General features: G+C 45.9%; 10 protein-coding genes. 7 read left to right on the top strand and 3 right to left on the bottom strand.

Annotated elements, in window-relative coordinates:
- Positions 1-75: 75 nt before the first annotated feature.
- Positions 76-666, bottom strand: a complete 591-nt coding sequence (locus MKY95_RS06945) for a hypothetical protein (protein ID WP_143781083.1) — start codon at positions 664-666, stop codon at positions 76-78.
- A gap of 247 nt (positions 667-913) precedes the next feature.
- Entirely contained in the window at positions 914-4,033 is a 3,120-nt protein-coding gene (locus tag MKY95_RS06950) for a glycoside hydrolase family 2 TIM barrel-domain containing protein (protein ID WP_339197687.1), read from the bottom strand.
- Positions 4,034-4,126: 93 nt separating this feature from the next.
- On the opposite strand from MKY95_RS06950, the gene MKY95_RS06955 reads away from it, so the two are divergent.
- Positions 4,127-4,993 (top strand): AraC family transcriptional regulator, encoded by an 867-nt coding sequence (locus MKY95_RS06955; protein WP_240768260.1) that lies wholly within the window; start codon positions 4,127-4,129, stop codon positions 4,991-4,993.
- Between the two features lie 5 nt (positions 4,994-4,998).
- Here MKY95_RS06955 and MKY95_RS06960 read toward each other — a convergent pair whose 3' ends face one another.
- Positions 4,999-7,053 carry a helix-turn-helix domain-containing protein gene (locus tag MKY95_RS06960; RefSeq protein ID WP_076251489.1) on the bottom strand — a complete coding sequence of 685 codons (2,055 nt, stop codon included), beginning with the start codon at positions 7,051-7,053 and terminating at the stop codon, positions 4,999-5,001.
- Positions 7,054-7,512: 459 nt separating this feature from the next.
- On the opposite strand from MKY95_RS06960, the gene MKY95_RS06965 reads away from it, so the two are divergent.
- The 6 genes from MKY95_RS06965 to MKY95_RS06990 all read left to right on the top strand — a co-directional run bounded on the left by MKY95_RS06965 (position 7,513) and on the right by MKY95_RS06990 (position 13,004).
- Positions 7,513-8,733, top strand: a complete 1,221-nt coding sequence (locus MKY95_RS06965; protein WP_076319088.1) for an amidohydrolase family protein — start codon at positions 7,513-7,515, stop codon at positions 8,731-8,733.
- Between the two features lie 61 nt (positions 8,734-8,794).
- Positions 8,795-9,961, top strand: coding sequence for a hypothetical protein (locus MKY95_RS06970; RefSeq protein ID WP_036668987.1), 1,167 nt, complete (start codon positions 8,795-8,797; stop codon positions 9,959-9,961).
- Positions 9,962-10,217: 256 nt separating this feature from the next.
- The gene (locus MKY95_RS06975) at positions 10,218-11,153 is read left to right on the top strand and encodes a helix-turn-helix domain-containing protein (RefSeq protein ID WP_076319089.1); all 936 of its coding nucleotides are present in this window, start codon (positions 10,218-10,220) and stop codon (positions 11,151-11,153) included.
- A 27-nt stretch (positions 11,154-11,180) separates the two neighbouring features.
- Complete coding sequence (locus tag MKY95_RS06980; protein WP_036668991.1) at positions 11,181-11,669, top strand: DinB family protein; 489 nt, start codon at positions 11,181-11,183, stop codon at positions 11,667-11,669.
- Between the two features lie 180 nt (positions 11,670-11,849).
- Entirely contained in the window at positions 11,850-12,137 is a 288-nt protein-coding gene (locus MKY95_RS06985) for a hypothetical protein (RefSeq protein ID WP_036668993.1), read from the top strand.
- A gap of 174 nt (positions 12,138-12,311) precedes the next feature.
- Complete coding sequence (locus MKY95_RS06990; RefSeq protein ID WP_036668996.1) at positions 12,312-13,004, top strand: hypothetical protein; 693 nt, start codon at positions 12,312-12,314, stop codon at positions 13,002-13,004.
- Positions 13,005-13,087: the final 83 nt, after the last annotated feature.

A 13,087-nucleotide genomic window follows, 5' to 3' on the forward strand; every position in this document is an offset into this window, starting at 1 on the left:
TGAATTATCCAAAAAAAGTACATATCACACGATAGGCCGTTCCTTCATGGAGCGGCCTTTTTGCACAATCGCATCTTATCTCGCAACAGTTATTTCAAAAGTAGAGTGCTCAGAATCCTGTACGCTGAAGCGATATTCCAATCCATTTCGAACTGTCGCTCCATTAAAATCAGACTGATTCACATCACGACCCAATAGACCGATATCCTGGATGACATCTTGTGCATCGTTATACGTGTACTCACTATTAGTTGTGAGAATGAGTGTAGCGATAGCAGTTAGAAAAATTCCACCTGTTGGTTCGCTCGTATCACCAGTTGCGTACAACCTGACTTCCTGTATGCTCTCATCTGCATTCACTGCACCAACCAAACGCAACTCGTCATTGAATACATACTCGAAAGTGTCAGTGCCCTGCTCGGAAGAGTCTTGTATATTCAAGCGGGTAATACTCAACCCATTCAGTCGGTATTTGCCTACGGCGCCATTAAACTTGTTTTTAAATTCTTCGGTAGTCATGTGGAGGCCAGAAAGTTTAATCTGGGATGAAGGGGTCTGATCTATTTCAGACTGAGTAGAGTTCGAAGATAAAGTCAGCATCCCATACAAGCCTATTGAAGCAATCGCAAAACAGGCCGTTGTCAGAAAAATAAATCTGATCGGCAACCTATTACCTTTGCGAATAGACAAGATCATCCCAACAACAAATCCCAAAAAAGCGATAAAGCCAAAAATGAAGAGAGTGGTAAACAGATATTGCAAATTCTCACCTCGTAATAGAGTAATAGCTGGTACAAATCTTTCTTGCACCTCATTCATTATAATGTTCCCATGACAAAGTTCAAACTCCCACTACTCACTGCCCCAACAAAAAAAGCACTGCCGGCATGCTGCCAGCAGTGCTTGCTTGATGTTATACAGGTCTTACTGTAAAGGTGAAGTGATACGCGCGGTTGGCTGGCAAGGTGTATTCGACATGGGTACGTGCGCTCCAGCTGTCATCTCCGCCAACACCCATTTGTTTGTAATTGATGCGGGCGACAGTCTGTGTGCTCTGAGGTAATTTGTACACATGGTCGTTTGCTTCCAGTTCTTCCGGTGTCCACGGCAACGCATTAATTTCAAAGGGTATAGTGGCTTCAACATGAAGGCCAAGCTGACCATCTGCTGACGTAATTTCTGCAAAGCGTACATCCGTTTTGTTACCACACTCTTGTGGCTTCAGATATGGAACAAATTGATCTCGAACCGCACCTGTGTAATAACCGAGACGTGCACTGGTCAGACGGTCTGCATAATTATCATGCGGGCCTCTGCCGTACCAAGAGATTGTATCCAAGCGGTTATTCAGTTGTAGCAGCATACCAAATTCCGGTAGATCAGGTAAGCCTACGCCTGGAATAAGGGTTTGACTGATTTCCAATACACCATCCGCATCAATTCGGTATGTGATGGACAGCGTACATCCCGGATGTTGATCCCACGTATAATCGGTCGTTACAAGAATACCTTGTTCGTCTGCATGGTGCTCAAAGCGAATTAATCTGCTGGTAGCGTGAGCATCTCTCCAGAAGGCAGAACGCTCATTCAGGCGGTTCCCCATATCATTGTCTGTCATGGCTCTCCAAAAATTCGGCCGGACAGGTGCGAGCAATTGCTCCTGATTGTTAATCTGATAGGATGTTAACGCGCCAGTGGCTGGATTGAAGCTCAACGTGACTTGGCCTGTAGTCACTTTCAATTCATCTTGCAGATCCTGCACCTGCGGCGCATTGTCTTGTCCTTGACGTATCGGTTGGATTGGACGCAATCTCGGAGATACCACGAACTGATCCCAGGCAATCTCATGACCTACTCCTGCCCATTTGGTTGCCACTTTGGTAACCAGAGATACAGTCAGCACCGCTTCCTGGAACAGATCGGAAGATGGCGTATAAGGGATTCGGACTTCAACCGATTCGCCAGGAGGTACCGCGATATCCAATGTACCGTTCTCTACAGATTTGCCATCGTGAGTTACTGTCCATACGAGCGAATATTCGCTCAGATCCGTGAACAGGAACTGGTTTTTGATGCGCAGCAGGCCGTCTTTTACATCAACGGTTTCCATACGAACGTTCTGATAACATTTCTTCACTTCTTCCAGCTTCGGTGTAACCGTCTTATCCGCCAGAATCAATCCGTTCCCGCAGAAATTGCCATCATGAGGAGATTCACCGAAATCGCCACCATAAGCAAAATATTCTACACCGTCTGCCGTAGTGGTACGAATGGACTGATCAACCCAGTCCCAGATGAATGCACCCTGCAACACATCATATTTATCGAACAAATCCCAATACAGATGCAGACCTCCACAAGAATTACCCATGGCATGGCTGTATTCGCAGATAATATAAGGTTTCTTCGGTCCCTTCATGCGCGCGTATTGCTCCACATCTTGTGGGCTGATATACATCGTTGATTCAATATCACTTGCCGAATCGGAAGGGCGATAATGGTAGGTACCTTCATAATGAACGAGTCGTGTTGGATCGACCTGCTTCAGATAATCGTACATGGCAATGAAGTTATCGCCGCCGAAGGATTCATTGCCAAGGGACCAGATGATAACGGACGCATGGTTTTTGTCCCGCTGGAACATCGAGTTACAGCGATCTATTACGTTATTACGCCATTCCGGTTTGCTCGCGGGAATATTGTTTTCATTCATTTCCTTTTGCCCATATTCCCAGGTGCCGTGAGTCTCCAGATTCGTTTCGTCAATGACATAGAGGCCATATTCATCACACAGTTCGTACCAGAGTGACTGATTCGGATAATGGGATGTACGCACCGCGTTAACGTTATAGGACTTCATCAACTCGATGTCACGGATCATGTCTTCCCGTCCAATGGCTCGACCCTTATCCGGGGAAAATTCATGACGATTGACGCCTTTAAATACAATGCGTTTGCCATTGATTTGCATCAGGCCGTCCTTCAGTTCAAACTTACGGAATCCGATCCGGCTACGGACTGCTTCCAGTGTTTCGCCTGATTCGTCCTGAATGGACAGCACAAGTGTATACAGGTTAGGGGACTCAGCGCTCCATAGTAGCGGCTTCATAACCTCTGCTGACAACTGGAATGAAAGTTCATCCTCGCCCTGGAAAGTAACGGCTGCAGTAAGTGGTTGCTTCAGCACTGTCTGCTGTTGTGCATCATAGAGCTGCGCCTGAACGGACAATTCGGCAGGGGTCTGCGCGGCATTATGATTAATTAATTTCAAATCCAGCAGTAGCTCCGCATCCTGATACGCGTCATCCAGTTCAGTACGAACAAAGAAATCGGCGATCTGAACCGGTGAAGGTGAATGCAGGTATACACCACGGAAGATGCCGCTTAACCGCCAGAAATCCTGATTCTCCAGCCAGCTCGCATCACACCAACGGTATACCTCCACAGCCAGCTTGTTCTCACCTTCGGTCAGATATGGAGTGATATCAAATTCTGCGGGCGTGAACGTATCTTCGCTATAACCGACCAGCTCCCCGTTCACCCATACATAAAAGGCAGATTCAACGCCCTCGAAGTGCAGCAGGACAGGCCGGTCTTTCCAGTCAGTAGGAACCGTAAACGTGCGGATGTACGAACCCACCGGATTATAGGTTGTTGGTGCAAATGGTGGCTTCAATTCAGGCTCACGCTCGACCCACGGGTACGTCATATTTGTATAGTGGGGATAATCGTAACCTTGCAGCTGCCAGTTGGAAGGAACGGCGATCTCGTCCCAGTCACTGGCATCATAGTTGTTCTCATAAAAGGATGTAATCCGTTGCTCCGGTGTCTCCGCAAAGGCAAACTTCCACTGACCATTCAGTGATTCGTACCATGGCGATGCGCTGGAATCATTGGACAATGCTTCTGTTATAGATGGAAACGCTACCATAGAAGCATGTGCGGGTAGACGGTTTACTTGAAAAGTCTCGGGATTATTGTTCCATTCCGGGTATCCATTTGCCGGAGGGGTGTGTACCAGTTTCTTTCGCATAACAGCAACTCCTTCTGAAATGTTATAATATTGTCATTATAGAATTGAATTGATACTTAGAGAATAAAGAATATTGCCCATATATATCACAATATGAAACTAACGATGAAGAAAGTGGTGTACTGGATGGATACCCGGATTTTTTTTGGTAAAACAGAAGAAGCTGCTCGCCTGCCGATCTATATGACCACGGTTGGTTACTGGGAACACCAATATGAAACTGAGCGTCCAGAGGGATTCCCGGATTATCAGATCCACCAGATTATTCATGGTCAGGGGAGACTGATTATACAAGAGGACGAGTATATCGTCGGACCGGGTGACGTTTTCTTTCTGTATCCCGATGTTCCGCATCGATATATGCCCATCAGTGACCGTTGGGAACTGGCTTGGGTCTCGTTTCAGGGGAGAGAGGCTAGCCAGTTATTATCTTATGCGGGGATAACCGGTTCACGCGTATGCAGACTCAGGACAGCAACGCTGCTACGTGGCCTGGAGCAACTTCTGGTTAGAGGAGAGAATGGCGGTGATACGGATTACGCAGATTACGACGTGGAATGCTCCAAACAATTATATGCCCTGCTGCTGGATCTGAAGCCACTGCTCATCGCATCCGCCAATTATAATGATGAACTGGAGCGCTTGAAGCCTGTGCTGCGTTATATCGCAGAGCATCTGGATCGTTCACTGTCGCTGAAGGAACTGGCCGATGTGGCTGTGGTATCTCCCCAATATTTGTGCAGGCTGTTTCAGAGGGCACTCCACACCAGACCTGTATTTTACGTGAACCAAGAACGGATCAATCGGAGCAAACAACTCATGTTCAGTGAGAGAGAGCTTCGAATATATGAAGTGGCTGATCGGGTGGGTTACGAGAATGCCAGTTATTTCTGTGCGATGTTCAAAAGGCATACAGGCATGAGTCCAGAGCGTTTTCGCAAACTGCACGGACTGAATTGATGGAGTTACAATTTTAGTGCTCCACTTGCGGTAGGAGCAACAGAGTACACTTCACTTAAATGACATGCCAGATACACCTTCATCCAACCCTCGGAATCGTTCAGATCAACACCTAGAATCTCCTCTATTTTGCGCAGGCGCAGGTACAACGTATTGGTATGAATATGCAGACGTTCGGCTGTGGCTTGCACAGATCGATTCGCGGCAATGTAGGTTTTGAGTGTGAGTTCAAGCTCTCCTGATTTTTGCTGTTGAAGAGGGGACAGAATTTCGTGAATGTAGTTCTCGATATCGGAAGGTTCCTGGTTCAGAAACAAGCGATTGATCCCGATTTCTTCGTAGAGCATCAGGCCCGCTTTGTTTTGTTTCAGCAGAAAGGACAACGAGCGTGTAGCCTCGTCATTGCTTTTGGACACATACTCAAGCCCTTGATACAGTCCACCGATGCCGATAGATAGGGCAGGAGTCTTAGAGGTGGTCCATTTCTCCACAGCCGTTTCCAGCCTGCTGATGATCCAGTGTCTGACCTTGGGCTCGGATGCCGCAGCCAGAATCGTAATTTTGTGATGTGCACTGAACAATAGATGTTCGCGGGTGCCCAGCTCCTTTTCGATAAATCCGATCAACTTGCGCACCCAATTTTCAGTTGTTTTCATGTCGGGATGTTCCCCATAGAGCTGCAATTGAGCGACGAACAAGGACTGATGGGCTGGCAACTGAAAGCTGGAAAGTCGTGCCTCCAACTGCTGTGGTTCTCTATATTGCACGAGATCGCTGAAGAAATCATGGTTTTTCCGATAGGACATCTCGGTGAGTGAGTAGGTATTCACCATCTCCAGCATCACAATAGCTCCGCCTTGTTCCAAAATCACATGATCCAACTGACCTAACGGATGATCTAATTGGATGGCAAAACAGCCAAGCACCAGAGATCCGTTCACAATGGGATAGAGGTAATAATCGCTATGATCCGTTCCACCGGACAAGGTGATGGGGTTAAACTGACTGTCCAGAGCGGTATAGATATCGAGCTCACTTAGCAAGACACTTTCCGGGATGAGCGGGTACCAGTCATTTCTCGCCATGTCCACATAATAGGTGGGAAGTTTCAGCATCGACCCAACCGTCTCAATGATATGTCCGAGGCTCACATGTTCAATGGAAAGTGCCGTGAATTGATTATGAATTTCATTGCGGCTAACGAGATATCGGTTCGTCTCCAGCAGTTCTGAATACATGGTGGCGTTGGAGATGGCAATGGCTGCCTGATCCGCAAATCCCTGCATTACATTCAGATCATGTGGGGCAAATCGTCTGTTTTGTTCAAATTGGTATACCAGCATTACACCGATTTTGTGAGTATTCATTGTCACGGGAACGGCGATAAGTCCTTTTGCCATAATACCGTCAGGCAGTGAACTTACAATGATATCCGCATTCTCCTGACTAACATTGCCCATATCTTTAAAGGCATCATCCGGTGTGCTATACATTCGGCCAATGCCTTCCTCGTATACTTTTCCCGTAATGCCCTCATCCAGCTCGCCCTGATATTGATACACGCTATCCTGAAAACCGACTTTGGCTCTAGGAATCATCTTGCCAGAGTCCGGATCAACCATCATGAACAGTCCGCAGGAAAGGGAGGGGATGACATGGAGCGCATTCTCCATGATTTTGAGTAACAAATCGTTCAGCTCCAGGGAACAGGTCAGCTCCCGCAGTCCGGTCAACCATCGATCATTGTGTGCACGTTCCTTCTCAATCTGTTGCTTCAGCAGTCCTTCCCGAATCAAAGACTCCAGACGTTCACTCTGTAGCAGGGTAAGTTGTTTCTGGGTATCGATAACCACACGAATGTTGATGTTAGACAAAAAAACAAACGTGTACCTGAGAATCTTCCAGGATGACTCAATCTGTTCTTGATCTGTATATTCAGGTAACTCTCCTTCACGTAGCCAGTTATTCCACTGGAAATCATATTCATCCTTGATCCAAATTCCGTACGGAACAGACCCAAAGACTTGAACCATAAATGAGCGAACCGCTTCATGAATCATAGCAAACGTACTCCTTTTGTGTTCACATGGCAGAATGCTTACATATATAACATGATCTTCACTATGCTGTGTGATTTATATTTTGTATTGTGTATATCACCATAATTAATATTAGAATGCTGTTGCTATCAACAATGACATTATACATTTGCAACTTATATAATGTCATTAACTTTAACACGATACAATTTCATCGTAGTACAACAGTAGAGCTGTAAATCGAACAGATATACGTAATATTTAAGTTCAACTTAACTTTTTACACGAGAACGGAGAGGACAGAAATAACGTGAAGAAGCAAAGCGTTCGCCTTTATCCCCGGATTTTCCCTTTGGAGAAGGGAATTAAAAAAAATCTGGGGATAACAGCGATCGGAAGGTTATTCTGTCATCGGAGTGGTCAGTGTAAATATTCTTTAGTTGAACTTACAACCAAGTCTGAAAATGAGGTGGAGTACAGATGAGTCAAATTACTGCTTTTGTAGGTGCATTGTTGATTGATGGACAAGGTGGAGAGCCTGTTTCCGATAGTGTGGTCCTGGTTGAGAACGGGAAATTCATAGCTGCGGGTGCAAAAGCAACCGTTCCAATTCCGGAACATGCCGAGCTTGTTGATGTAACAGGCAAAACGGTGATGCCCGGATTAATCGATGCCCATGTCCATGTACACGGGGCCAAAAATCTAAATATGGCTGCGGTGGCGCTGGAGGCCAATGAACTCCAGATGGGGAGAGCACTTCAGGATCTGCCGAAGCTGATCAACGCAGGATTCACAACCGTCAGGGATGTCGGTAGCCATGTTGCTGTATACATTCGCGATCTGATCAAGGAAGGTGTGGTGAAGGGGCCGCGGATTAAAACTTCCCGTCATATGCTCTCTCAGACGGGTGGACATGCAGATATCCATATGATTCCAACGGAACTGAATATCTTCACCGTGTGTGACGGGGTTCCGGAAGTCATTAAGGCAACACGCACGCAGTTCCGTGAAGGGGCGGATTTCATTAAAGTGTGCTCCACAGGCGGGGTACTTTCGGAGAAAGATGACCCTCGCTGGTCGCAATTCCGCATGGATGAGCTGAAGGCGATCGTGTATGAAGCGGAAGCGGTACAGTCTTATGTGGCTGCACATGCGCAAGGTGTACAGGGGATCAAAAATGCGTTGGAAGCGGGCGTACGCACCATTGAACACGGGATCTACATTGATGAAGAAGGCATTGGCATGATGCTGGATCAAAAGGCGGTTCTGGTTCCAACGCTGGCCATTGTACATCGGATCATCAAAGAAGGGCATAAATACGGTGTTCCCGAATTTGGCATCCGCAAAGCCAAAAGTGTATATCAGGAGCATATTGAGAACATGATTATCGCGCGTAAGGCAGGCGTAACCATTGCAGTAGGGACAGACTTCTGCACATGTGCACCTGTTGAGCATGGCGGGAATGCACTAGAACTTCGATTGCTTGTTGAAGATGTTGGATTTACGCCGATGGAAGCGATTGTAGCCGCAACAAGAGATGCGGCGAGAGCGATGCAGATGGAAGCGGAGATCGGTACGATTGAACCTGGCAAAGCTGCTGATCTGCTGGTACTGAATGTGAATCCGTTGACGGATATTGGACTGCTCGAAAACACAGAGAATATCGAACAGGTCTATTTATCAGGTGAACGCTTGAAATAAGAACGATGGTTCTACGTGTACTGAACTGCACTGACAACATAGAGAATGGGGAGAAGTCACCATGTTTAGTCAACCGATATATATCGCCACAGTATTGCTTGTTATTTTAGCTATAGGGGAACTGGTTTCGATCTGGTCCAAAGCGCGAATTCCTTCCTTGCTTGTTATTCTGATCGGATATTTGCTGCTGAACTGGGCGGGGTTATTTCCTAAAGGAGTGGTATCCAGCTCTGCTCTGACGGCGTTCGGGGCTCTCATGGTGGCTCCGCTGATTGTACACATGGGGACATTAATACCGCTGAAATTAATACGTTCCCAATATAAAGCTATACTGATCTCATTGTTCGCATCACTCACGGCGACAGGTCTTATCCTGTTAATCGTATCACCGTTCTATGGTTATCCTACGGCTGTTGCGGGATCAAGTCCGGTTGTCGGTGGCATTATCTCATATCTGATCACAACCACGAAGTTGCAGGAGATGAATCTGGGTCATCTGATTACAATTCCGGCTGTTATTCTGGGTATTCATTCCCTCGTGGGGATGCCGATTGCAACCAATATGTTGCGCAGATATGCGCTGAAACTGCAGAAGCAGGGCGCTTTTGAGAACAAGGTTGCAGGGGAAGGCCATGTGAACATTAAAGAAGCGAATGCCAAAACATTCCTTCCACAGCGATTCCAGACCGCACCTATTCTGCTGTTGCTCTTGTTCATTATGGGTAGTCTCTCCATTTATCTAGGTAATGTAACCGGACTTAGCTACAGTATCTGGGCTCTGTTGCTGGGGGTCCTCGGACATCTGATCGGACTGTTCCCATCTCGTATTCTGGATAAAGCAAGTACATCGGGAATTGCCATGATAGGTCTGATCGTAGTCGTTATGACAAGTATGGAGTCGATCACTTTCGATGCGGTGGTTAGTTCCATTATTCCAGTGTTGTTCATTATCGCAATCGGTGTGATTGGGGTGCTGATCGGTGGATTTGTTGGCTCCAAGCTGTTCAAATGGGACCCGCTCAAAGGTCTGCCTGTGGCACTGACTGCACTATTCGGTTTTCCGGGGGACTACATTATCTGTGAGGAAGTAAGCCGTTCAGTTGGACGTGATGAAAATGAACGCAAAGCCATCCTCGATGAGATTTTAACGCCAATGCTGGTAGGTGGATTCACAACGGTCACAACAGCATCCGTGTTAATTGCGTCCATACTGATCAAGACACTTTAAGAGGTTGTCAAAAACGGTCTTTTTGAACACGCACTATAAGAAAAATTGATGTTCTTTTCATCCCAATTTCAGTTTCCATTAAGGTTGGGAAGGTAAGATAAGTCTTGTAAACCCCTTCTCGTGTTAAATAGATGTGTGACTGGCCCTATCGGATTGTCCTCCGGTAGGGCACTTTTTTTTCTTCATTTCTGCGGTTGATGGTATGATAGATGAATACATAATGTGTAACCAACTCTAGTGACCGGAGGATGGAATTGTGGATCACAGTTTGCACCCGTTGTTTAAGCCTATTCAGATGAATGGAACGTACCCTAACAGTTATTATGTTGAGAAAGTACCTGCTGCTGGTCTGATGGCTTATGTGGCCTGTTATTGGGAATCAGGATCTCTTCCGAACAGACATGCGGATGTTGCTAAGAGAGAAGGTCCAGAGCGATCGATGATGACGGTACCTGCCCGGGTATTACCGGATGGTTGCACGGACATGCTAATTACATACGACCCGGTCTGTTCAAAGCACTCCTATGCTTACTGTGGCAATTATACACATCCGTTCGCTGTACCTGAGCCAGCCGATGATGGCTCCCCTGCTGGAGACTACACCTTTGGTGTCCGGTTCTTCCCGGGTGGAGCGCATGTCTTCCATGGCATGCCTCTGGAGTGGTTTACGGATAAGCGAATTGCACTTCAGGAATGTTGGCCGGAGAAGCTGAACGGGCTTCAGGAACGGATGGCCGAAACGAATCATTTTGCAGAGCGAGTAGAGGTTATGAATGCGTACTTGAGTCCGTTTACCGTGCAGGCAAGCACATCGGAGAACAATGTGATGAAAAACGTGCTGCACCGCATCTTTATGGATGGGGGACGTATGAGTGTCCAAGAGCTGGCGATGCGTGAAGTGATCAGTGAGCGGCAGCTGCATCGCAAGTTCTCGGAGTGGGTCGGAATCAGTCCCAAACGATTCAGTGAGGTGGTTCGTTTTCATCGTGTGTTGAGTGATATTCATCAAGGGGACACGGCAGACTGGGCAATGCTTGCCCAGAATCATGGATTTTTTGACCAAGCCCATCTAATTCGGCAATTTCGCAAGTTTTATGGAGAGACTCCGTTGACGGCAGCCAGGGAGCATGGCAGAATGTTGTCCGATTTGTACAATAGATCTGCAGCACCTTCGGTTATACTGAAGTCGTGAGAATAAAAGATAAGGGAGACATCATATATGAATGGAACATTGCAGATTCGGGATCACTTGTTAAATGAATTGGAAACAGGCGTACGGACGGGGGCTTCGTTAATTCGCTTGATCCGTTCGGAGGATTGGTCGTATCGTCCACAGGAGAATATGCGTTCATTGGTGGAGCTAGTGCATCACTTTATCCAAATCACGGCATCGGATCTTGCCATTATGCAGGAAAAAGGTGAAGCTGAGGTTGGGCTGGTGGAGAATAGCCTGTCGGGGATTGAGGATATCGAGAAGCTTGAAGCAACATTATGGAGCAATTTCGAATCCTACAAAGCTTATATCAAAGGATTGAGCGAAGACGACTTTTTGAATCGTTCAACAAAAGCTTTTTATATGGAACATGGTCACTTGCAGGTTCAATGGCAGATTGAAACCGTAACGCATGTATTCCATCACCGTTCGCAGCTGTATAACTATCTCAAGCAGCAGGGCCATGAACTGAACTTTTTCATGCTGTATGCGTAATTAAACTAAAGTAAGCTTAATTGGCTCCACCGGATGGTCCGGTGGGGCTTTTTTGCGTACATTCGTCTATCAATCTATGAAGTCTATCAAAATTGGACATTATGACCCTGGTAATTCACCGTTGCTTTAATAGATTTCAAGCATAGAATACCGTATCAAAGCAAAAAGGAGGTGATTTCAATGGCCATCCTTTTACCGATACAAAATTACAACCTTCCTGCCGGAGTAGGCAAGTCCTACTACGAAAATTTGGCTGGAGGCACAAATGCCAGCGCTACAGTGAACAACTTTGGACCTTTTCCGGTATCTCTCGTGATCACACGTGTTAATGCACCAGTAGTCACTTACGTTGTTCCTGTAAACAGCAGCCTTACCATTTCTTCAGGTGGAGTTCTGGTGTTTGCCTTGTTAGCTAACCTTGGAGGCGCAGCTTCCGGAACAATTCAATTCGCCGTAGCAGATTTGTAATTGGTGTGAACTGAATTGGAACGGCCTCTGTCGGACATCTTGTCGGCAGGGGTTTTTCTTTTTTTTATGTGGAACCTTCTGGATTGAAAGTGATATTATACTAGAGTCTTATTATTTGATTAATAGGTTGTTATAAGAATGAATTTCTTATACAGCGAGAGAAAGGGAGATTTGATGTTTAGAAAGATGTTCATCTGTATTTTGGGGATAACCTTAGGATTGTCTGCAATCCTGTCACCACATGTTGCTCAGGCGGCGAATGAAAAGACTACTCTGGAGTATGGCAATGGGGCTACATATTATGGAGAGACCAAAAATGGAAAACCTCACGGGAATGGAACCATGACCTGGGGGAAAACCAAAACCTACAAAGGAAGCTGGGCACAGGGAAAACGTTCGGGACACGGCGTATATAAAGTTATAACACGCGGAGAGGACAGTATTACAGAGTCCAAGTATGATGGGAACTGGAAGAATGACAAGAAAGATGGTAAAGGTAAACTTCATGTTAACGAAATAGCTTTGACTGGATATATGCTGGAATCGCGAATCCAAACAGGGACATTTGCAAAAGATCAGTGGATTGCAGGCTATGATGTACGAAATGGGGAATATGATCCGCCATATTCGTTTCTTTACAAAGATTCGAAATTGAGATTTGAAATCTTAGGGTATGCCGGAGACATTTGGAATGATTTGAAGAGTGGTTATATATTCTCATTTACATATAAAAAGGGAAAAGTATATAAACATATTGGTGTTGGAGAAGAGTATATTTCCAAGCAATTCAGCTCTTTTATAAAAAGTGTAGAGAAAGAGATCAAGCCTCACATCAATCAATTTGAGAAATTGGCTAAGCAATTATAAGTGTTATTACAAGGGATGAACATGTACACAGATTATAAATGTTGTTTATCCTGACGGTCATTCGATTAATTTAAGGTATAAGC

Origin of the sequence: Paenibacillus sp. FSL P4-0176 (assembly GCF_037975265.1) — a bacterium.
Lineage (GTDB): Bacteria > Bacillota > Bacilli > Paenibacillales > Paenibacillaceae > Paenibacillus > Paenibacillus amylolyticus.